The sequence below is a fragment of the Chryseobacterium endalhagicum genome (assembly GCF_016745235.1).
GTDB lineage: Bacteria > Bacteroidota > Bacteroidia > Flavobacteriales > Weeksellaceae > Chryseobacterium > Chryseobacterium endalhagicum.
The window spans coordinates 1,549,882-1,572,294 of the sequence record NZ_JAELVM010000001.1; the positions used below are offsets into that span (position 1 = coordinate 1,549,882).

Annotated in this window: 28 protein-coding genes; 19 read left to right on the top strand and 9 right to left on the bottom strand. The window is 37.1% G+C overall.

What is annotated here, in order from left to right:
* The first annotated feature begins 66 nt into the window (after positions 1-66).
* From JET18_RS06750 to JET18_RS06835, 18 genes are all read left to right on the top strand, one after another.
* Positions 67-480, top strand: a complete 414-nt coding sequence (locus JET18_RS06750; protein WP_202089856.1) for a VOC family protein — start codon at positions 67-69, stop codon at positions 478-480.
* A 165-nt stretch (positions 481-645) separates the two neighbouring features.
* On the top strand, positions 646-1,107 hold the full coding sequence (locus tag JET18_RS06755; RefSeq protein WP_202089857.1) for a hypothetical protein: 462 nt from the start codon (positions 646-648) through the stop codon (positions 1,105-1,107).
* 49 nt (positions 1,108-1,156) lie between these two features.
* Positions 1,157-1,681, top strand: a complete 525-nt coding sequence (locus JET18_RS06760; RefSeq protein ID WP_202089858.1) for a DinB family protein — start codon at positions 1,157-1,159, stop codon at positions 1,679-1,681.
* Positions 1,682-1,683: 2 nt separating this feature from the next.
* The gene (locus tag JET18_RS06765) at positions 1,684-2,460 is read left to right on the top strand and encodes an alpha/beta fold hydrolase (protein ID WP_202089859.1); all 777 of its coding nucleotides are present in this window, start codon (positions 1,684-1,686) and stop codon (positions 2,458-2,460) included.
* A 305-nt stretch (positions 2,461-2,765) separates the two neighbouring features.
* Positions 2,766-3,197, top strand: coding sequence for a VOC family protein (locus tag JET18_RS06770; protein WP_202089860.1), 432 nt, complete (start codon positions 2,766-2,768; stop codon positions 3,195-3,197).
* A 74-nt stretch (positions 3,198-3,271) separates the two neighbouring features.
* A complete protein-coding gene (locus tag JET18_RS06775; protein WP_202089861.1) occupies positions 3,272-3,685 on the top strand; it encodes an SRPBCC family protein in 414 nt (137 codons plus the stop codon).
* Between the two features lie 35 nt (positions 3,686-3,720).
* Positions 3,721-3,960, top strand: a complete 240-nt coding sequence (locus JET18_RS06780; protein WP_228728495.1) for a DNA-directed RNA polymerase subunit alpha C-terminal domain-containing protein — start codon at positions 3,721-3,723, stop codon at positions 3,958-3,960.
* Positions 3,961-4,051: 91 nt separating this feature from the next.
* Positions 4,052-4,918, top strand: coding sequence for a VOC family protein (locus JET18_RS06785; protein WP_202089863.1), 867 nt, complete (start codon positions 4,052-4,054; stop codon positions 4,916-4,918).
* An 81-nt stretch (positions 4,919-4,999) separates the two neighbouring features.
* A complete protein-coding gene (locus tag JET18_RS06790) occupies positions 5,000-5,854 on the top strand; it encodes a VOC family protein (RefSeq protein ID WP_202089864.1) in 855 nt (284 codons plus the stop codon).
* 100 nt (positions 5,855-5,954) lie between these two features.
* The gene (locus tag JET18_RS06795; protein ID WP_202089865.1) at positions 5,955-6,788 is read left to right on the top strand and encodes an SDR family oxidoreductase; all 834 of its coding nucleotides are present in this window, start codon (positions 5,955-5,957) and stop codon (positions 6,786-6,788) included.
* Positions 6,789-7,026: 238 nt separating this feature from the next.
* On the top strand, positions 7,027-7,455 hold the full coding sequence (locus JET18_RS06800; RefSeq protein WP_202089866.1) for an SRPBCC family protein: 429 nt from the start codon (positions 7,027-7,029) through the stop codon (positions 7,453-7,455).
* Positions 7,456-7,483: 28 nt separating this feature from the next.
* Entirely contained in the window at positions 7,484-7,930 is a 447-nt protein-coding gene (locus JET18_RS06805; RefSeq protein ID WP_202089867.1) for an SRPBCC family protein, read from the top strand.
* A 111-nt stretch (positions 7,931-8,041) separates the two neighbouring features.
* Positions 8,042-8,500 (top strand): DoxX family protein, encoded by a 459-nt coding sequence (locus JET18_RS06810; protein ID WP_202089868.1) that lies wholly within the window; start codon positions 8,042-8,044, stop codon positions 8,498-8,500.
* 178 nt (positions 8,501-8,678) lie between these two features.
* On the top strand, positions 8,679-10,685 hold the full coding sequence (locus tag JET18_RS06815) for a S9 family peptidase (RefSeq protein WP_202089869.1): 2,007 nt from the start codon (positions 8,679-8,681) through the stop codon (positions 10,683-10,685).
* 365 nt (positions 10,686-11,050) lie between these two features.
* Entirely contained in the window at positions 11,051-11,629 is a 579-nt protein-coding gene (locus JET18_RS06820; RefSeq protein ID WP_040994467.1) for an RNA polymerase sigma factor, read from the top strand.
* 13 nt (positions 11,630-11,642) lie between these two features.
* Entirely contained in the window at positions 11,643-11,975 is a 333-nt protein-coding gene (locus tag JET18_RS06825) for a hypothetical protein (RefSeq protein ID WP_202089870.1), read from the top strand.
* A gap of 89 nt (positions 11,976-12,064) precedes the next feature.
* A complete protein-coding gene (locus tag JET18_RS06830) occupies positions 12,065-12,328 on the top strand; it encodes a hypothetical protein (protein WP_202089871.1) in 264 nt (87 codons plus the stop codon).
* A 413-nt stretch (positions 12,329-12,741) separates the two neighbouring features.
* Positions 12,742-13,389 carry a J domain-containing protein gene (locus tag JET18_RS06835; RefSeq protein ID WP_202089872.1) on the top strand — a complete coding sequence of 216 codons (648 nt, stop codon included), beginning with the start codon at positions 12,742-12,744 and terminating at the stop codon, positions 13,387-13,389.
* Position 13,390: 1 nt separating this feature from the next.
* Here the strand turns inward: JET18_RS06835 and JET18_RS06840 are convergent, their stop codons facing one another.
* Complete coding sequence (locus JET18_RS06840) at positions 13,391-13,543, bottom strand: hypothetical protein (RefSeq protein ID WP_202089873.1); 153 nt, start codon at positions 13,541-13,543, stop codon at positions 13,391-13,393.
* Between the two features lie 516 nt (positions 13,544-14,059).
* On the opposite strand from JET18_RS06840, the gene gcvP reads away from it, so the two are divergent.
* A complete protein-coding gene (gene gcvP, locus JET18_RS06845) occupies positions 14,060-16,918 on the top strand; it encodes an aminomethyl-transferring glycine dehydrogenase (protein ID WP_202089874.1) in 2,859 nt (952 codons plus the stop codon).
* Positions 16,919-16,992: 74 nt separating this feature from the next.
* Here the strand turns inward: gcvP and JET18_RS06850 are convergent, their stop codons facing one another.
* The 8 genes from JET18_RS06850 to JET18_RS06885 form a co-directional block, all read right to left on the bottom strand.
* Complete coding sequence (locus JET18_RS06850; RefSeq protein WP_202089875.1) at positions 16,993-17,175, bottom strand: hypothetical protein; 183 nt, start codon at positions 17,173-17,175, stop codon at positions 16,993-16,995.
* Positions 17,176-17,619: 444 nt separating this feature from the next.
* Positions 17,620-18,156: a hypothetical protein gene (locus tag JET18_RS06855; RefSeq protein WP_202089876.1), complete on the bottom strand. Its 537-nt coding sequence runs from the start codon at positions 18,154-18,156 to the stop codon at positions 17,620-17,622.
* Between the two features lie 442 nt (positions 18,157-18,598).
* Positions 18,599-18,793, bottom strand: a complete 195-nt coding sequence (locus JET18_RS06860) for a hypothetical protein (RefSeq protein WP_202089877.1) — start codon at positions 18,791-18,793, stop codon at positions 18,599-18,601.
* A gap of 215 nt (positions 18,794-19,008) precedes the next feature.
* Positions 19,009-19,410, bottom strand: coding sequence for a PaaI family thioesterase (locus tag JET18_RS06865; protein WP_202089878.1), 402 nt, complete (start codon positions 19,408-19,410; stop codon positions 19,009-19,011).
* Between the two features lie 10 nt (positions 19,411-19,420).
* Positions 19,421-19,831, bottom strand: coding sequence for a DUF2000 domain-containing protein (locus tag JET18_RS06870; RefSeq protein WP_202089879.1), 411 nt, complete (start codon positions 19,829-19,831; stop codon positions 19,421-19,423).
* Positions 19,832-19,834: 3 nt separating this feature from the next.
* The gene (locus JET18_RS06875; protein WP_202089880.1) at positions 19,835-20,794 is read right to left on the bottom strand and encodes a bifunctional helix-turn-helix transcriptional regulator/GNAT family N-acetyltransferase; all 960 of its coding nucleotides are present in this window, start codon (positions 20,792-20,794) and stop codon (positions 19,835-19,837) included.
* 147 nt (positions 20,795-20,941) lie between these two features.
* On the bottom strand, positions 20,942-21,442 hold the full coding sequence (locus tag JET18_RS06880) for a hypothetical protein (protein ID WP_202089881.1): 501 nt from the start codon (positions 21,440-21,442) through the stop codon (positions 20,942-20,944).
* Between the two features lie 39 nt (positions 21,443-21,481).
* On the bottom strand, positions 21,482-22,267 hold the full coding sequence (locus JET18_RS06885; RefSeq protein WP_202089882.1) for a hypothetical protein: 786 nt from the start codon (positions 22,265-22,267) through the stop codon (positions 21,482-21,484).
* Positions 22,268-22,413: the final 146 nt, after the last annotated feature.

Here is a 22,413-nt window from a genome sequence, read left to right on the forward strand (position 1 = left end):
GCAAGTTGATTTTCATGCAGGCTTGGTAATTTTGGTTAAAAGTTTAACACCTTAAATAATTACAATATGAAAGCCAATCAAATTTATGTCAACCTTCCTGTAAAAGATGTTCAGAAAACAAAAGAATTCTGGACCAGACTCGGATTTGAAATTAATGAACAATTTTCAGACGATAAAGCTACCTGTGTGGTGATGAAGGAAGACAATATCTACGCCATGTTTCTGGTAGAAGATTATTTCAAAACTTTTTCGAATAAGCCAATTCCGGCAAAGGATACCAGCGGGGTTCTTGTGGCCATCAGCCTGAACAGCCGTGAAGAAGTGGATCAGGTAGTGAATACCGCTCTGGAGAACGGATGCACACAGCATGAAGAGCCTCAGGATTACGGATGGATGTATCAGAATTCCTTCTGGGATCTGGATGGGCATGGCTGGAATATCACTTTCGCGGATATGTCCCAAATGCCTTCCGAATTTTAAACTTTCCCAAAACTCAGCCTCAAAACCTGAAAAACACTCCCACACCTGAAATCCTATAAAAATCACACAAGTATGCGCAATCATCTGTGAAAATCTGCGTCATCTGTGGTTAAAATATAAAAACATAGAAAATATAGGGTTTTCAGGAAAATAAAACCTACCACTATGGAAACAAAATCAAACGATATTGAAATCGTAAAAGTTCAGGTATTCAGCAACTACAAAGTCATTTCAATGAATATCGAAGGCATTACCAACGAAGAATCCATGATCTTCCCGAATGGCGATGTCAACTGCATGAACTGGGTTCTTGGGCATTTGCTGTATATAAGAAATGCTTTCCTTGAAACCCTGGGTGAAGAACCTGTCTGGGATGGAGAAAAATTCTCGTGCTACCAGCGAGGAGCTATTCCGCTGGATAGGAAAGACGAACTGGTCACTTTTGAAGAATTAAAATCTTACCTCGAAAAATCCCAGGATAAACTAGAAGCAAAACTTATCAGTATCGACCGTTTTGACCCTGAATCAATTAATGATATTGCCATATTCTGCCTTCATGAGCTCTATCACAGCGGGCAGCTGGGAATTCTCAGAAGAATTTTAGGAAAACCGGGAGCCATAAAATAACCGGATCAAAAAATCTGTGAACAATTAAAACAACTAAAAAATCAAAGAAATGGACACACCAAAATCAAAAAAAATAGAAGTCATTATTCCGGCGTACAGGATGCATACCCAAAGCTTTTTGAATGTTTTGGACGGCATCTCGGAAGAAGATGCATTGAAAAGAATTGACGGAAAAACCAACCATATCGTCTGGATGGCAGGAAACTTTGTGAATATGCGCTACGGTCTTGCCGGGGTTTTAGGACTCAAAGATGAAGATCCTCACAACGATCTTTTCTTCCAGGGAAAAGCTTTGGATGAAAGCTATCAGTATCCGACCCTGGATGAATTAGAGAAAAATTTTCATGAAATTTCACCTAAAGTATTCCAAAAGCTGGGCGAAGTGACGGATGAAGAACTGGATGAGATTTTTGAAATCGGGATGAATGTCCCTTTTGTCCGTGAGACCAAACTTAATTTTGCAGGAATGTGTTTGGGCCGCGAAGACTATTTATGCGGACAGATAGGCCTGATGAGAAGGATTCTTGGCTATCCGGGAATGAAATATGATATGGATGAAAATCTGAAATATTAATCATGGAGCCAAAAGAAAAAGGGTATAAACGCGTCAATGGCATCCGCATGTATTACGAGATTTATGGCTCAGGAAAACCTCTGGTGCTTATTCATGGCGGCGGTTCTTCAATCCTGTTTGATTTTAAAGAAATCATCGCGAGACTTGAAAATCAATTTCAACTGATAGGAATAGATCTGCAAAATCACGGGATGACCGAACACCGCGATATTCCTGAAACATTTGAGCAGGATGCCCATGATGTGGCTGCCCTTTTGAAAGAACTTCATATTGAAAAAGCTTCATTCTGGGGATTCAGCAATGGTGGAAATACCGTGATGCAGATTGCCCATATTTACCCTGAAATAACTGAAAAGCTGATTGTAGCCTCCTCATTCTATAAAAGAAACGGAATGATAGACGGGTTTTTCGAAAGTATGGCAGAAGCTACCCTGGAATCAATGCCGGAACCGCTTAAAATTAATTTTCTTAACCTGAACCCGGATTTTTCACTGCTTGAAAACCTGTTCGACAAAGACAGTAAAAGGATGCAGACTTTTGAAGACTGGGACGAAAAGGTTTTAACCTCAATAAAAGTTCCTGTGTTATTCATCAGCGGTGATAAAGACGTAATGAAACCGGAACATGTGGTGGAAATGTGGCGCCTGGTCCCTGAATCTCAGCTGATGATTCTTCCCGCTACCCACGGTTCTTACATGATGGCTGATTTTGATGGAAAGACGGATGATAACCTGATCAATCTTACGGTAAACGAAGTGACAAAATTTTTAGACCATTAGTCTTACTTAATAAGGACAAAATAGTTGTTGGATAAACGCAAAGACGCAAGGCTTTTATATAATTGAAAACATTTTTTAAGACGCAAGAAAATCAAAGATTTTCAGCAAAGATTATGATTACATAAAAAGGTTTGTCGTTGATTTTATTTCAATAATAGTAATACACAACTTTATCGGAGATAAAATCCTTGCGCCTTAAAACAGTTGGTTTAAAGAAAATTTGCGCCTTCGCGTTTGAAACAATTGGATGGAACAATTCAAAACAAAATAAACATTAATTAACAACAATTTAAAAACAAGAAATCATGGCAAAATTAAATCCATACCTGAATTTTGATGGAAAAGCAGAAGAAGCTTTCACCTTTTACAAATCTGTTTTCGGCGGAGAATTCCATGGGGAAATCCACAAAATGGGCAATGCTCCGGGAACTGAAAACTTATCAGAAGAAGAAAAAAACAGAGTAATGCACATTGCTTTACCTATTGGAAATGATCTTTTAATGGCTTCGGATATTGTTCCGGGGTTCGGGCAGACGCTTACTGTGGGAAATAATAATTATGTTTCCATTTTCCCGGAATCAAGGGATGAAGCCGACAGACTTTTCAAAGGGCTTTCAGAAGGCGGAAATGTAGAAATGCCTATTGAAGACCAGTTTTGGGGAGACTATTTCGGAAGCTTCCAGGACAAATACGGTGTTCATTGGATGGTGAACTATAATGAAGAATATTCAAAATAATCTTATATTTAACTAAATTATCAGGGCAGTTCAACCCGGACTGCCTTTTTAACCCAACATTAAAAAGTAAAACTATGGATCCAATTAAAATAGATATCACCATTTTAGCTCCTGTAGAAAAGGTTTGGAATTATTTTAATGAACCTAAACATATCACAAAATGGAATTTTGCCCACGAAAGCTGGGAATGCCCAAGATCAGAAAATGATCTGAGGGTAGGTGGGAAATTTAAAACAAGAATGGAAGCTAAGGATAAAAGCTTCGGTTTTGATTTCGAAGGAATTTATGATGAAGTAGTTCCTAATGCTGCGATCAAATATCACCTGGAGGACGGGCGTAAAGTAGAAGTTATTTTTGATCAGATAGACGAAAATACCACTAAGGTTACCGAAATTTTTGATCCCGAAAAACAAAATTCTGTGGAAATGCAGAGAGAAGGCTGGTATGCTATTCTCAACAATTTTCACAAATATGTTGAAAACCACTAAAATACTCCTTGTCAGCCATGATAAATCTGGTCATAATGGCAAAATGTTTAAGCTCCATTTGTGCTGTTAATCATATGGTTAAAACTAATCAGTTCCTTTCCGGCGTTATTGCGGTGCCGGCAAGAAAATCATTGGAAAGAGAAAAAATAGATTCTCTTGAAAAACTTTCGCATTATTCTGAAGAAGAAATCATGAAGCTTCATGGCTTTGGAAAGAATGCCATGGAAAAACTGAAAAACCACATGAGAGAACATGAGATTTCTTTCAAAAACTAATACCTGAAATTACCGGATACTTCAATCACTACGGAACCTATTCATCCGAAGTGATCCATACAATATATTTCAACCCCTTAAATGTAACTATATGAATAAAGATATTTTCCCATGTCTTTGGTTTGATGAAGAATCAAAACAGGCTGCAGAATTTTATTGTCAGGTATTTGACGGAAAGATCACTGCAGATACTCCTGTTGTGATGAACATTGAACTGTTCGGGCAGAAACTGATGCTGCTGAATGGCGGACCTCATTTCAAAACAAACCCTTCCATCTCTTTTATGGTCATCTGCAGTACCGAAGATGAGGTTCAGAAATACTGGGACAAACTGATAGACGGAGGAATGGCTCTTATGGCTCTGGATTCTTATTCCTGGAGCAAAAAATATGGCTGGGTACAGGATAAATACGGCGTGACATGGCAGCTGTTCCTGGGCGATAAGCCGGAATCGCAGAAAATTGTTCCTACCATGATGTTCATCCATCAGAATAACGGGAAAGCAATGGAAGCGATGGAGTTCTACACCACAACATTCCCCAATTCAAATATTGGAAATATCCTGAGATACGGCGATGGAGGAGAAGGTCATCCTATCTCCGAACCGGCAGAAAACATCCAGCATGCTCAATTTACCATTGATGGTTACAGTTTCTACTGCATGGATAATTCTTATGATCATCAGTTTGATTTTAATGAAGGAATTTCTATCGTAATCATGACGGATGATCAGGCAGAAACGGATCACCTTTGGAATACCCTTATTTCAGACGGCGGCAGAGAAAGCATGTGCGGCTGGCTGAAAGACAGATACGGGCTGAGCTGGCAGATTGTTCCGAAAAGACTGATTGAACTGATGAATGATTCAGACCCGTCAAAAGCCCAGAAAGTAGTTCAGGCGATGATGAAAATGCAGAAGATCGTGATACAGGAACTTGAGGAAGCGTATAATTCGTAATGATAAAAGGGCAAATTTGCTATTCACAGTTTTACCGCTTAGCCTTTTCGCCCTTTAGCAACAACCCTAAAATCCTAAATTATGAACAACAATATTTTTCCATGCATCTTATTTGATGGAAACGCGAGAAAATCAGCAGATTTTTATTGTGAGATATTCAACGGGAAAATTACCGTAGACACGCAGGTGGTGATCAATATTGAGCTTTTCGGACAGAAGATTATGCTGCTTAACGGTCCGCCGCAGGAGAAAAATCCTTCCGTTTCATTCATGGTGATCTGCGATACGGAAGATGAGGTTCAAAAGTACTGGGATCGGCTGTCAGAAGGAGGTACGGCCCTCATGGATCTCGGATCCTATCCCTGGAGTAAAAAATACGGCTGGATACGTGACCGGTATGGAGTGACCTGGCAGTTGTTTTTAGGGGAGAAAGCCAGTGATCAGAAACTGGTTCCTACCCTGATGTTTATTCATCAAAACAATGGAAAAGCGGTAGAAGCCATGGAATTTTATACAAAAGTCTTCCCTGACTCAGCTATCGGGAATATTTCAAAATATAAAGACGGCGGAGAATCCGGTGAAGATCCCGAGAATGTAATGCATGCCCACTTTACCATCGATGGTTACAGTTTGTTCTGTATGGATAATTCCTATGACCACGCATTTGATTTCAATGAAGGAATTTCAATGGTTGTCATGACAGACGGACAGGAAGAAACAGATTATTTCTGGAATGGTCTCTCTTCCGAAGGAGGAAGCGAACAGGTGTGCGGATGGGTGAAGGATAAATATGGATTAAGCTGGCAGATTTTCCCTAAACAATCCATGCAGCTGATCAATGATCCTGATCAGGAAAAAGTAGGAAAAGTACTTCAGGCCATTATGAAAATGAAGAATATTATAATTAAGGATCTGGAAGAAGCGTATAATTCGTAAAGGGAAATTTGCTTTTTTCCGCGATTTTGACATTTAGCCCTTTTGCTTCTTAAACCTTTTCGGCTTACCGTTTGATGCTATTCAGATAAAAGATTTGCTTATGAAAACACAGAACAAGTCACAATCCAAATCAAAAGTACCTAAAGAAGGGCTGTTTCCGGAGATTATCCGGAACGGTTATGTAGGAAGCAAAAAACTTGAAGGGAAAAAAGCGGTCATTTCAGGTGGCGACAGTGGAATAGGGCAGGCTGTAGCTGTTCATTTTGCCAGAGAAGGTGCAGATGTTGCCATCATTTATAAAGAAAGTGATGATGACGCGAAAGAAACAAAAAGACTGGTGGAAAAAGAAGGACAGGCATGTATTCTGATCAAAGGTGATCTCACTAAAAAAGCATTCAGAACCAGATGTATTGAGAAAATACAGAAAATGTGGAAAAAGCTGGATATCCTGGTTAACAATGCCGGAATTCATACTTCAAAAAACAGTCTTGAAAAGATCTCGGATGAGCAGATTCAGGAAACATTCAACACCAATATCATCTCGATGATTTCTTTTACAAGGGATTTTTTACCCTTTATAAAAACGGGAGGCCGGATCATCTGTACCACATCGGTCACAGCATACCGCGGAAGCGATCACCTGATTGATTATGCAGCTACGAAAGGAGCCATTTTATCTTTCATCCGATCTTTGTCAACCAACCTTGCGGAAAAGAAAATATTAGTCAACGGAATTGCTCCCGGCCCCATTTGGACGCCGCTTGTGAAAGAAGCTTTCAATGATCTTTCCACCTTTGGAAAAGATACGCCTCTGAAACGTGCGGGACAGCCGTCAGAAGTTGCTCCGGCGTATGTATTCCTGGCTTCCGGAGATGCGGATTATATTACGGGAGAAGTCATTCATATTAATGGCGGGGATTTCGTGGGAGGATGAGAATCAGAAATTAGAAGTTAGAAATTAGAAGTTAGAAGTTAGAAGTTAGAAGTTAGAAGTTAGATGCTGGAGGTTATAACGACGAATAGCAGTATTTTTGACATCTATCATCAATCATTTATAATTTATAATCTGAAATCTGAAATCTGAAATCTGAAATCTGATGTCTGACATCTGATATCTAAAATAAAAAAAACTAATATCTAACTTCTAAAATCTAACCTCTAATAAAAAAGCAATGAAGAAATTATTTTTTGAAATTCAGATCGATACACCGCCTGAAAAGGTTTGGGATGTACTTTGGAGCGATATTACGTACAGACAGTGGACCACGGCGTTTACGGAAGGTTCGTTTTATCAGGGAACATTTGACGAAGGAAGTATTGTAAAATTCCTGGATCCGAATAATGACGGGATGTTTAGCCGTGTAGAGAAAAATATACCGAATAAAGAAATTAAATTCCTGCATCTTGGAGAAATTTATGGCGGCGTGGAAAAAGAGCAGAACTGGGGCGATGCTACGGAAGCTTATATTCTGCAGGAAACAGAAACGGGCACGCTATTGAAAATTGAAATCAATACGCCTGATGAGTTTCAGAGCTTTTTTGAAGAAAAATTCCCGACGGCTTTAGGCATTGTGAAAAACCTGTCGGAGAATCAATTATAAATGATATTAACCACTAAAAAATTAAAATATGGAAACCTTATCTTACGAAACTGAAATCAACGCAGCCCCTCAGAAAGTCTGGGACACTTTATGGAATACCGATACTTATACGGAGTGGACGAAATTTTTCGGCGCTGGAGGATCTTTAATGAAATCCGACTGGAAAGTTGGCGGAAAAACCTATTTCGTTAATAAAGAAGGAGAAGGAATGGTATCAACCATCGACAGCCTTGAGGAGCCTAAGCAGATTATCTTTAAACACCTGGGAATGGTAGATAAAGAAGGCAACGAAGATACACAGAGCAAAGAAATCATGGAATGGAGCGGATCTTTCGAAAAATATATCCTTATTGATCTGGACGGAAAAACCAAACTGCATGTAGAGGTACAGGTAGAAAAAGATTGGGAAGCCGACATGGATTCAGGATTTAAACAGGGACTTGAAATAGTAAAAAACCTTGCGGAAGGTCAATAGCTTTTCAGGATTTTAAAAGAAATAAGTAAGCCTTATAGATTTTCGTGATCTGTAAGGTTTATTTTTGTAAAATTTACCTTATCTTTCTAAGGTGACAAATAAAAGAAGCGTATGAAATTGTTAAACATTCTTTTTGCGGTATTTATTCTGGCTCTGCTGGGAACTTATATATTTCAGGGAAAGCCTGATTTTTTATTTTCGGGAAACCTGGGAATGGCGGCGTTCATTATATTTACAGGACTTTCACATTTCAAATTTCAGAAAGGGATGGCGATGATGATTCCGGATTTTGTGCCCGGAAAAATGTTTTGGGTCTATTTCACGGGAGTTCTTGAAATGGCAGCAGGAATTGGGTTGATGATTCCGTCTTTACGGGAAACGACAGCTATTTTACTCATTATTTTTTATGTTTTGGTTTTCATCGCCAATATCAATTCTTCAAAGAAAAAAATCAATATTTTCAAAGCAGATTATACAGGTCCCGGCATGAATTATCTTTATAAAGAACGGATTCCGATGCAGCTTATTCTGATCGTCTGGACATGGTATTTTGGAATTTACTTGAATTGATGATTTGTAGTAAAAAAGGAATAACTCAATCATTTTAATTAGTATTTTTTTTATATAAACTGATTTTTTAATGAATGTTTTATGAATTGTGTAACATATTTGAATTCAATGTGTCTTATTGGGTATAAGGTTTTATTGTTTTTAAAATCTATATATAGTTTAATCCAAAACATAAGATATGAATCTAAATGCAAAAATTTTTGGTGCGGCTCAAATCGTACTGTCGGCAATTATGATCAATGCACAGACTTCAACGGCAAAACTGCCGGGTGACCCTACGCTTCCTTCTTCCAAAGAAAGCCTTGAAAAGATGGTCTCTTTTGATAAAGGGAATTTCAAATATAAAGTGGAAGATTATTTCGCAAGACCGAATGCTTCACAGTTTAAAATTTCACCGGACGGGCAATATCTTTCCTACAAGGAAAAAGACAAGGATAAGAAAAACCACGTCTACGTAAAAGAATTGAAGACAGGAAAAATCACGAAAGCGATTGTAGAAAAAGATGATCTGATCGGAGGCTACGGCTGGCTGGATAAGAAAAGACTGTTCTACACGCAGGACAAAGGCGGGAATGAAAATACTCATATGTATGCGGTAGATATTGATGGAAAGAACCTGAAAGATTTAACGCCTTTTGAAGGGGTAACCTTAAACTATGCAGATATCGTAAAGGATACTGAATTTGTTATTGTGGCCCTCAATAAAAACAATAAACAGATCTTTGAACCGTATAAAATAAACTTCAATACAGGAGAAATGACCCAGCTTTATGAAAATAAAGACGTGAACAATCCTATTGACGGTTATCTTTTTGACAAAGACGGGAACATGAGAGGCTATACAGTCCTTGAAAACGGACTGACTACGAAAACCTATTATAAAGATTTACAAACGGGTAAATTCAACCTGATTAAATCAACAGACTGGAAGAACACCTTCAGTATTATCGGGCTGAATGATAATTCAAAAAATAAGGACGAAGCCTATGTGGTAACGAATCTGGACAGTGACAAAGCGAGAATCGTTCTGTATGACCTGAAAAAAAATGCAATCATTAAAGAAGTGTATTCAAACCCTGTTTATGATGTAAGTTCTATCAGCACGGCCCGTAAAAACAGAAACTATGAGCTGGATTATATCAGCTACACCGGTACCAAGGGTGAAACTATTCCTGTCAGTAAATTTTACAAAGAAGTTCACGATAAATTAAAATCTGAATTCAAAGACAAGGAATTCTCAGTTGTATCTTCCGATGATAATGAAGATAAATTATTAGTGGTAGTAGGCAGTGATAAGCTATATGGAACGTACTATGAGTACGATACGAAATCCAAACAGTTAAAACTTCTGTACAACCTGATGCCGCAGCTGAAAGAAGAAGATATGGCTGAAATGAAGCCTATTGAATTCAAAAGCAGGGACGGACTGACCATCAGAGGATATATTACCTTGCCGAAAGCCGCTGCAGATGGTAAAAAAGTTCCTTTGATCGTTAATCCTCACGGAGGTCCGCAGGGAATCAGAGACGAATGGGGATTCAACCCTGAAGATCAGCTTTTTGCGAGTAGAGGATATGCCACGCTGCATGTGAACTTCAGAATTTCCGGTGGTTATGGAAAAGAATTTCAGCATATAGGTTACAAACAGATCGGAAGAAAAGCAATGGATGATGTGGAAGACGGAGTAAAATATGTGATTGAACAAGGCTGGATCGATAATGATAAAATTGCGATCTACGGTGGAAGCCACGGAGGTTATGCAACCCTGATGGGATTGATCAAAACACCAGATCTTTATGCTTGTGGAGTTGATTATGTAGGCGTTTCCAATATCTTCACCTTCTTTGAATCTTTCCCGGAATACTGGAAGCCTTACAAAGAAATGGTAAAGCAGATCTGGTATGACCTTGATAATCCTGAAGAAGCTAAAATTGCAAAAGAAGTTTCTCCGGTATTCCATATCGATAAAATAAAGAAACCGCTATTTGTTGTTCAGGGAGCCAATGACCCTAGAGTAAATATCAATGAATCGGATCAGATTGTAAAAGGAATGCGTGCAAAAGGCGTTGAGGTTCCGTATATGGTAAAATATGATGAAGGCCACGGATTCAAAAAAGAACCAAGCAGAATAGAACTGTATAAATATATGCTGGGCTTTTTTGCAGAGAATTTCAATAAGAAATAATAAAGACAAATAAAGATTGACGGGGAGTGTAATGCTTCCCGTTTTTTTTTGAAATAGAAGTTAGAAATTAGATGTGAGAAGTTAGATGTGAGACATCAGACATCAGATTTCAGACATCAGATTTCAGATTTCAGATTTCAGACTATTGATGCAGAAATATTAATGAGGAACTAATGAAAAACTCTTCAGACTCATTAACTCTAAAACACTCCGACTCTTAAACCCGAACCTAGAACCCCGAATCACAAAAACTCGCATCACGAATCACGTACCCCGAACCCCGCTCCCACAACAAAAAATTCCACAATCAATAATTTTTTTTAAATTTATTAAAGTAAAACCAAAAGACAGATCGTCATAGCAATATGGAGGTTGTCGAAGAAATAACAATGCCACAGGAGGAGAAAGCAAGTATCATCTCACAAACCGTTTCAAAGTACGGAGGAAAGCTGATGTCTTATATTCGTCCGAAAGTGAAAAACACCGAAGATGCGGAAGATATTCTGCAGGAAGTGTGGTTTCAGTTCAGCAGTCTGACCAATCTTTCGGAGATTGTGAATGTAGGCGGCTGGCTGTACAGGGTAACAGCAAATAAAATCACGGACCGTTACCGCAAAAAGAAAACAGAAAATCTTGAAGATTTCGTGTATGAAGATGAAGACGGCAGTTTTTCTATCAAGGATATTCTGTTGCTGGATGAAAGCGCAGGCCCTGAAGTCAAAATGTTCCAGGACGAAATATGGAAGAAGCTTTTCGAGGCATTGGATGAACTCCCCGAAAAACAAAGACTGGTTTACGTAGAAAACGAACTGAATGACAAGACCCTGCAGCAGATTGCAGACGAACAGGGAGAAAATATCAAGACCATTATCAGCAGGAAGAATTATGCGGTAAAGCATTTGAGAAACAGGCTGAGAAAATTATACGAAGATTTAAATAGTTAGTAAAGAAGAAATTATGAATCATAAACACAAAAAAGGCTGGATTTTTTTATTATTATGTCCGCCGCTTATTCTCGCTGTCGTTACATTTATTGTAATGTGGCTTTGGAATTGCCTTCTTCCCGATATTCTGGGTGTAAAAACCATTACATTCTGGCAGGCAATGGGAATACTGATTTTAAGTAAGATCCTTTTTGGAGGTTTCCATTTCGGAAAAGGAATGAGAGACTTTAAAGAAAGAAAAATGAGAGAAAAAATGGCCGGGCTGTCTCCTGAAGAACGTGAAAAGTTCAAAGAAGTATGGAAAGATAAATGTTCGGGCGGATTCTTCAACAGAAACAACGGGTAGTTTAAAATTTTAAGAAGTAGTAAAGTAAAATTGAAATTCATCCGTCTATATAAAAAACAAGAAGTAGTAAAATTTAAAATTTTGAAAAAATGAAAAATTCAGCATTAAAAGGAGCTCTTGGAGCATTAGCGGTTGTGGGTGTAGCATTGGCTGCCAAAAAAATAGCCCAAAGAAAAAGATTTATGAAAGGTATTTTTAACGAATATGGAATCAAAGAAAAGTCGCCTTTCGGCCTTGCAGATAAAATCAGGGAAATGGACGAAGAGCAGTATCAGGAACTGAAAGGAAAATTCAAAAAGGAATTTACTTCAAGATGCTGCAAAAAGAACGATACTGCAGAAGCAGAAGCTTAATCAGTAAAAACTAAATTGAAATTGTTAGTTCCGGCGCGGGAAGCTTTGCTTCCCGCGCCGGAACTTTTTTATTCCAGTCATTGCGAGGAGCATAGCGACGAAGCAATCTCAAAATAATGGTGGCTTCGAGGCCCTCAGCCACCAACGGATTACACGTTTTACACGTCTCAAAAAAAAGTGATGTTTATATGTGTAGTACTGGTGGCTGAGGCACTCGAAGCCACCAGCCAGCTCAACCATTTATTGATTCAAAATTTGATATCCACGTCTGCAATAAGGTGGCTGAGGACCTCGAAGCCACCGCTCCTCATCAGTCAAATGGAAAATAAAAAGAAATTAAGCAAAACAAGGGCTTTTATTTTGCCTCCGATGAAAGCAACGAAAAAAATAAATCCTTATTTTTGCATAGTTCAATGAAAGACTACTACTATTTTCTCGGGATTTCTCAGGATGCTTCAGAAGAAGACATCAAAAAAGCATATAGAAAACTGTCTTTAAAATACCATCCGGACAAAAATGATAATGACGATTTCTTTGCCGGGCGTTTTCGTGAAATTCAGGAAGCGTATGAGATATTGAGTGATGCCGGAAGAAGGCGCACGTATGATCAGAATTTAGAAAGTCATCAGAAAAGTTTCAGGTACAATATTCCGCCAGGTATTAAAACATTTACGGCGAATAAAATTCATGCAAAAAAAGGGGAGGAGATCATCATTAACTGGCAGACGAATAATGCCGATGTGGTGAAAATACTGCCTTTCGGGCTCGAAAAACCTTTTGGTGAAAGGATCTTTAAGATCACAGAATTTAAGGATGGGAAATTCCAGCTGCTGCTTCATGCGACCAATTCTCTGCTTCATAAAACGGCTGTTCAGGGAATCACCATTACTGAAGTCTTTGAGAACGACGGTGCTCAGTATAAAAGCAGTGTAGAGGAAATGTTTAAGCCTCAGCCCAGAACACGGATCAACAAATCCGGACAGCCAAAAATCATGATGCTGATCTGGGGAATTCTTATTTTGGCCGCAGCCATTTATTTTTTAGTGAAAAACTTCGGATAGTTTACGCCATCTTTTTCCTTCCCGGACACTTCTTGCATCTTTTTCCTTTTTTGAATTTCTTACAGCAGGATTTCTTTTCACAGAACATATCTTCATTGTTGAATGCATATACAGGAGCCAATGGCGGTACTTTAAACGGGACAATCATATTCATGCTGCAAATATATTAATTTAGAATAAATATAATTAATAAAATTTCATAAATGTTATGATACCTGTTGGTTAGCCTGTTTTCTGCTTGTTGATACTGTTGTTTCCAGCCTGAAAATCCTGTTTTAAGGCTCATCTTTTTCCCTGAAAATAGTATTGATTAAGGTAAAACTTGAAAGTCGAAACGTAATAAAGTTACTGCTGCAACCCTTGTTAAGGTTTAAACCTTAAAAAAGGTATGTTGATCCTTATTCCGGTAGTTTCCCGGACTTAAAAATTAATAAAATCAACTCTCCGGTTCTTCTTTTGGACTTCAATAACCTCCATCTCCGGGCTTCAAACTTCCTGACTTTAGAAATTTAGATTATTAAATTCTGAATAGAGAGTAAATTATCTGTCATTTTTTCAAAACTAATATAAGTTTTTCGTTATTGTATCGGCAAATTTGAACGCTTGTACAATCGTTTAAAAAATCGTAATTTTACGAATCTTTTTTACGAACAAAATCTAATAAATAAAAATGAATACAGAACAGTTTGTGAGCCGTCACATTTCCCTTAATGAAGCCGATAAACAGGCAATGTTGGAAAGATTGGGCGTTTCAAGTATTGAAGAACTAATTTCTCAGACCATTCCTTCCTCTATCCGTTTGGAGAAAGATCTTGAGATCTCTGCACCGCTTTCAGAATACGAAATGCTGAACCATTCAAAGGATCTGGCATCGAAGAATACTGATTATACGAGCTACATTGGTTTTGGATACCATAATACACTTTTGCCGTCCGCTATTCAGAGAAACATCTTTGAAAATCCTAGCTGGTATACGGCGTATACTCCTTATCAGGCTGAAATTGCACAGGGAAGGCTGGAAGCTCTTCTTAATTTCCAGACTGTAGTGTGCGACCTTACAGGTTTTGAGCTGGCGAATGCTTCTCTTCTGGATGAATCTACCGCTGCTGCCGAAGCCATGCACATGTTCTTTAACAACAGAACGAAAGATCAGAAAAAAGCGAATGCCAACAAATTCTTCATTTCCGATCTTGTTTTACCTCAAACCGTTTCAGTTTTAAAAACAAAAGCAGAAGGTTTAGGTATTGAAATCGTAGAAGGTGATCATAAAACCCACCAGTTTGATGGAACCTATTACGGAGTTTTATTGCAGTATCCGGGGAAGAACGGTATTGTTTTAGACTATACTGAAGATATTGTAGAATACAAAAAATTAGACTTACAGGTTGTTGTTGCCTGTGATCCGATGGCTTTGGTTAAACTGAAATCTCCTGCTTCCATGGGTGCTGACTGTGCCGTTGGAACTTCACAGAGATTTGGTATTCCATTGGGCTACGGAGGTCCTCACGCTGCATTTTTCTCTTGCAGAGAAGATTACAAAAGAGACATTCCGGGAAGAATCATCGGGGTTTCTCAGGATATGTACGGAAAACGTGCATTGAGAATGGCGCTTCAGACCAGAGAACAGCACATTAAAAGAGAAAGAGCTACTTCCAATATCTGTACAGCACAGGTACTTCTTGCGGTAATGGCAGGAATGTATGCCGTTTATCACGGGCCAAAAGGATTAAACTATATCGCTGACCAGATCCACTTTAAAGCCAACGCTTTGAAAAACGGTCTTAAAGCATTAGGATACCAGACAGTTGAAGAGCCAATCTTCGATACCGTGAAAATCACGATGAGTGAGGATGAGAAAGGAAGATTGATGAGAATGATGCTTGATCACAGACTTAACCTGAACTATTTCACAGAAGGGGTGGTAAGTATCGCGATCAACGAAAGTACAACATTGGAGAAATTAAATTATCTGATGGCTTCTTTCGCTCAGTTCAAAGATAAGCAGACCTTCAAACTAGAAATAAAAGAAGGATACAGCATTCCTGAGGAGAATTTAAGAAAAGACGAAATTCTTACGGAGCAGGTATTCAACAAATACCACACTGAAACGGAATTGATGCGTTACATCAAACGTTTGGAAAGAAAAGATTTATCATTAACGCATTCAATGATTTCTCTTGGTTCTTGTACAATGAAACTGAACGCTGCTACTCAAATGCTGCCCCTTTCCTGGGATAACTGGGGAGCTGTTCACCCATTTGTACCGGTAGATCAGGCTGGAGGTTACCAGGAAATGATCAGAGAATTGGAGAAAGATTTAGCTGAAATCACAGGTTTCGCAGGAACTTCTCTACAGCCAAACTCTGGAGCTCAGGGAGAATATGCAGGATTAATGGTGATCAGAGAGTATCACATCTCAAGAGGGGAAGGACACAGAAATGTAGTATTGATCCCTCAGTCTGCACACGGAACCAACCCGGCTTCTGCAGCGATGGCGGGAATGAAAATTGTAGTGGTTAAAAATCTTGAAAACGGAGAAATTGATTTTGAAGATTTAAAAGCTAAAACAGAGCAGAATTCTGAAAACCTTTCTTGTGTAATGATCACGTATCCGTCAACTTACGGATTCTTCGATGCAAACATTAAAGAAATTACAAGTCTGATCCACGAGCACGGCGGACAGGTGTATATGGACGGAGCGAACATGAACGCTCAGGTAGGATTCACAAGTCCTGGAAACATCGGGGCAGACGTTTGTCACCTGAACTTGCACAAAACTTTTGCTATTCCTCACGGAGGCGGAGGTCCTGGAGTAGGTCCGATCTGTGTGGCTAAGCACCTTGTTCCATTCCTTCCTTCCAATGCCAATATCAGAATCGGAGCTAAAGAAGCCATCGAAGGTATTTCTGCAGCACCTTACGGTTCTGGTCTGATCCTTAATATTTCTTATTCTTACATCAAGATGTTAGGAACAGATGGATTGAAAAAAGCAACAGGACACGCGATCATGAATGCGAATTACCTTAAAGAAATATTGGCTGAGCATTTCCCGATCTTATATTCAAACGAGAGTGGAAGAGTGGCTCACGAGTGTATCGTAGATTTCCGTCAGTTCAAATCTTTAGGAATTGAAGTTGCGGACGTGGCGAAGAGACTAATGGACTATGGATTCCATGCACCTACTGTTTCTTTCCCTGTAGCAGGAACATTAATGATTGAGCCTACAGAATCTGAAAGCAAGTCTGAAATCGACCGTTTTGCAGAAGCATTAATCTCTATCAAAAAAGAAATTGATGAGATTGCTAACGGAGAAGCAGATCAGGCGAATAACGTTCTTAAAAACGCGCCTCACACGGAACAGCTGGTAATCTCTGATTCATGGGATAAGCCATACAGCAGAGAAAAGGCAGCATATCCATTAGACTGGGTAAGAGACCACAAATTCTTCGCTTCCGTATCCAGAGTTGATGAAGCTTATGGAGACAGAAACCTGGTTTGTACTTGTGAGCCGATTGAAGCTTATATGTAATAATTATTTACCATAAATATAAAACACCCGTTTAGATTCTAAGCGGGTGTTTTCTTGTTATTTTTTTTATCTCCTTACCTTCTTCGATAACTGTAGGCTACAAGAAGTGCAACAGCCATGGCACCAAAAGTGACCATTGAAACTGTTTTAATTGATATTTCACTGTCTTTTGCTGATGATGTATTTTGATCCTTACTGCATGAAGACAATAATACTGCCGTCATAAACAGACAGCCCAAAAGTAATTTTTTAATCATAAAATGTATTTGTTTGGTTATTAATAATTTATGAGCAAAAAATGTACCGAATCTTCAATTAAAGTAAGAATTCTGTATGCGATAAATAGGAAGTTGTTTGATAATTGTGCTGATTTCTGATTGAAGATCCTTTATACTATTTACTTTTATTGAATATGTTTAATAAAAAAACCTTAAAATGTGAAACTTTATGATTTATTTTATCTCGCAAAGTTTGGAAATTTTGTAGAACCGAAAATTTTCTAGATATACTCAATCCATTTTAGCAATTAAAGGGATTGGGTTAATTTAAAGGTTTATGAATATTATTTGAACGATCGATTTAGAATATGATTTTAAATCAAATATTTTTCTGAATTTCAATTAGTTAGTTGTTGATATTCTATTTGCTAGCGGAAATCTATTCTAAAATGTTAAATTGAGAACTGTTAGAAAGAATATATTTTAATATCTTCTATACCAATCAAGAAGATATTTAATGTTGATATTTTCATCTTCATATATTCCTGTATATTCAAGATAAATTTCAATATTGGATAATTTTTCACGAATCAACTCGCGATTCAATATGTAAATATTATCATCGATTTCTCCACTAAGTTCCAACATTATTTTTGTTTCATTTGGGCTTAATACAAACTCTTTTGCAGAACTAAAATTACTCCAATGGTAATTTTGAAGATTGGGCATTAGTTCGACTAAAGATTTTGTTTTTATTTTAGTTTTTAAATCAATAAACTCTATATTCTTAACAATTAATGGTCCGGTCCCCTTGTTTTGTATATTTATGCAGATTTTATCTTCATAATTTTGAGGCAAAATATAAGCAATTGGTTTAACTGAAAGTTTATTGTGCTTTTGAGATGATCTTATTGTCCAAATGGAAATGAAAACTCCAATAATTGATACGATTAAAGCTAAAAATGCTATTGAGATTTCTGGCTTATCTATTAAAAAAGAAAGGCAAATAGTTGATTTCATATTGTTTAAAAATATTTTTGTTTAGATATATCATCAATAAAAGTCCCTTGGTTTTATCATGGTAATTTTCAATTCTTATTTTATTTATTTTGTCTCTAATAATTTCAATTTCGTCTGAAATGATATTGAATTCTTCTTTACTTTGTTGTATAGATGTATATATGCGGTCATTATATTTTTTTGCTAAAAATAAATAGATATCCAATAAAAACCAATATTTAATTCAATTACTAATGATATAAATTTGCTTTTAATATGGAAATTTTCCTATAGTTTTAATATCCAACAAACATCACAAAAAAATATCAAAATTCCTTACGGGAAACCATAAAATAATAAACAACAAAACCCTTCTCAAAAGAAAAGGGCTATTATTTAGTACAAATTCACATACTCCAATTACTCATGCAACGGAATCTTTTGTCCAGATAAAATCAGGAATCTATCGTTTAAGCTTTTTTGAAATATAGAAAATAATAAAAATAGCAGCAATGGTGCCGCAGGTTACTAAAAAAGTAATTTTTATGGCATCACTTTCATTGGTGGCTGAAGTGCTGGAACAACTGATCAATAGAAAGATACTCAGGACAGAGCAGAGGAATAGTTCCCGGAGAGAACTGAAATTATTTTGTTTCATTATAAAGTATTTTGTGTCCGGTAAATCTATACATAAAACCGTTGTAAAATATTATAAATGAAAAGATTAACTTTTTTAACGTAAATTTTTATAATTAAATAAACAGACTCTTAATTTTAGCATCTAGCCAGTCTTTTTTCGGAAAAAAAATTAATAATGCCCCTTATTCCTGTGCTTTATATTCATTCAATATAAATAACAACCTTTATCGTTGTTTAATAAGCTACTCCAATCATGGTGGCGGTCATTTTTGCAATCAGTTTTTCTTCCTTGCTGTCATAAACATAACCTTCGCAGACGGTCAGAGTTTTTCCTGACTGCAGAACCTTACCGATGCAGATAAGCTTATCTGTTTTGGCCGGCTTCATAAAATTGACTTTGAACTCAACAGTCAATACTTCTGTATTTTCAGGAAGCATGGTTAATGCGGCATAACCACAAGCGCTGTCTACAATACTTGTTGCCACTCCGGCATGAAAAAAGCCATGCTGCTGCGTGAGGGCTTCTGAGAATTCACAGGTGATGGTTACCTGTCCTTTTTCAACGGCGGCCAGTTGGGCGTTCAGGGTTTTCATCAGTCCTTGTCTGCTAAAACTTTGTTCTATTCTATTGTACATATTGATGATTTTATTCGTGAAACTTCAATCCATCCAGAGCTTTGTCCACTTTTTTATTTTCTCCGTAAACGATAATACCAGCCAGATCCAGATTGTCCGTAGTATGTTTTGCTATTTCCAATATATTTTCCTCGCCGGAGCGGGTAGCAAATAGGGGATTAGTGTAAATACCGATGGCAAGCTCACGATCTTTCGAACGTAAAAAAGCCCGTTGTAATTTCTCCTGTGTTTCTGCTTTGTAAACCAGAACCGGATGCTTTAAAAACGGAAGAAATGTAACATTATCCGCGGTAATAAAATCTTCTCCATGGGTTTCGGGAAACTGAATGGCAATACTGCTCGCTAAAAAAGAAACCACATTCAGCTTCTGCCAGCTTAGTAGATCGTCTTTGATGACAACGGCTATTTTTTTATCGTACATTTTTTAATCTTTTAAATTTAATTCCATTTGAATATTACAGCGTTTGTAAGGAGTCTGATGGCCTGCTACCTTTTCAAATCCCATTTTGTGGTACAGGTTGATCGCAGGTTTCAGGATGGTGTTGCTTTCCAGATATATTTTTGAGGCTCCCAGTTCTTTTGCAGCCTGGATCACAGCCTGACCCAGTAACCAGCCCATTTTTTTGCCCTGAGCTTTGGGAGAAACAGCCATTTTTGCCATTTCATAATCGTAATGGGGATCGTCCATTTTAATTAATGCACAAACTCCTAAAGGTTCATTGTCATAGAGAGCGACGAAGATTTTTCCACCTTTATTCAAGATATATTCTTCAGGATTATCCAGTGCTTTGTAATCTGCATCTTCCATTTCAAAATAGGTGGAAATCCATTCCTCATTTAATGCTTTAAAAGCTTCTTTATGCTCCGGCTGGTATTCTACAATCTGTACATCTTTGCTTTCACGCAGCTTTTTTTGCTCCTGTACCCGTTTAAACATGGATTTCTGTTCCAGTAAAAATTCCCATTCTTCAAGGGCTTCCCAAAGATTGTGTGTAGCCTCGGCAATAATTCCGTCAATGGCTACATCTATATCGGCACATTGCTCTTCTACCATCTGTTTTGCAATGATGCTTCCTTTTTCTGTAAGCCCTGCTACATTTCTGCGTTTGTCCTGTGATTTGATGTTGTCTTCGACCAAATCCGCTTTGGCCATTTCTTTGACTATTTTAGTTACAGACGGCTGGGAATGACCGATCTGTTCAGCAATTTCAGTAATAGTTTTGGCTCCGTCATGATGAAGGATAAAAAATACAGGAAACCATTTAGGTGAAAAATCAACATGGTACATTTCATAAATTTTGGCGGCATCTTCCGTAACTTTTGCGGTTAATAAACGAAGCCGGCTGCCTAAAGCCATTTTCCCTGTTTTGTTAAAAAAATCCATTTCTCTATTTTTTTATAATCAATTACATAATCAGTTATGCAAATGTATAAAAAATTTTATTCTCCAATACTTTTTGTTGAAAAATTAATTTAAATGAGTGATTTTTAACGGGTTAAATTGAATTGTGTATTGTTTTAATGACTTGTTTTACCATTTTGCCACAAGAGCAAACATAATAAAATAGATCAGGAACATAATCATATTGCTCAGAAGATTCGCGGTAAGAAAAGGTTTAAACAGCTTCCAGCCTTTATATTTGATCTTTAAAGAGAGCCAGTAAAAGGGAAATTCAATGAGTAAAGTGGCAAGAAAGCTGCACAGAAACCCGATAAGGAAACCTCCAAGTTGATATTCTCCGACCTTGGTTTTCATAGCCCAGAAATCTTGGTTTCCATTTATTGAAGAGAAATAAGGGGCAATAAAATAATATCCCGCAAACATCGAAACGTAATTGGCCGCAATAATGAGCCATTTTCTATTTTCAATATTGAATTTTTTCTGAATAATGCTGCTTTCAAAAGTTCCGATCAAAAAATTGATCCAGATTAAATGTAAGAAACTGAACCAAAGCATTCCGGATCCGGCATTCGCCAAAAGAAAATTGGGAATTAATAAAAGTAAAAGATAATACCGGTTATGGGTTCTCATTGTTTTTTTATTGAAATAAACTTTAGAAATAATCAATTGTTAATTAGCTATATAATAAAAGTAGTTTTGTGCCGCTTGATCAGATTTCATTATTTCAAAAAGATGATTCTCTTGCTCCATTTCATTTTTAGGACTGAAATAAATTCCATAAGAGTTATCTGTAAATCCATCTGCCAGATAAAATATTCCTTTATAGGTTTTCACTGCACAATAAATGTTCAGTTCTTTTAAAAGATCTAATATTTTGATATCCTGATTTGAGAATTTTGCTTTTTTATCAATATAAATATCGGGTGAAATAGGATAAGGTGAAGTTTGGTCCAGTACATAGCTCCAATATGTATTATTTTCTTTATAAACAGCATCAACCCTCTGAAGGGTAATTTGATTTAAAAAAATCTTATGTGAAGATTGTAAAATTGAACTGGAGAGCGTATTAAACTTTTCAATATTCTTTTTAAGATGGGTTTCCCATTTACTTTTATATTTGAATCCATCATTTAAAAAGACATTAGGTTTTTGCATGGCTTCTTCTTCAGGAATCATGTATTGAGATGAAAATGCTCCCCAGATAAAGTTTGGAATCTGGCTTGAAGTATAAATAGAATCGAGCGCTTTCACCTTTTTTACTTCTAAGGGCCTTATGTCCCATTTTGAAAATGGTTTTGAATTGAGGATGAAAGTTTCCAAAATGGTAGAATCTTTCTCAACAGTCTTTGATAAATACTCAAATATTTCTCTATCAAATTCTTTGTTGTTTGAATTTTGAGATAAAACTATTATTGACAAGAAAGTTAATAGTAGAGTAGTATATTTTGTTTTCATCAATATATTTTTAATTGCATATTTTTTACCAGCAAATAACCATTGCCTTATGAATGTCCATATTTACAAAATTTTTGGTAGAAAATAATCACAATGCACCATTAAATCACGATTTTCAAACTCTAAAACTCTAAAACTCTAAAACT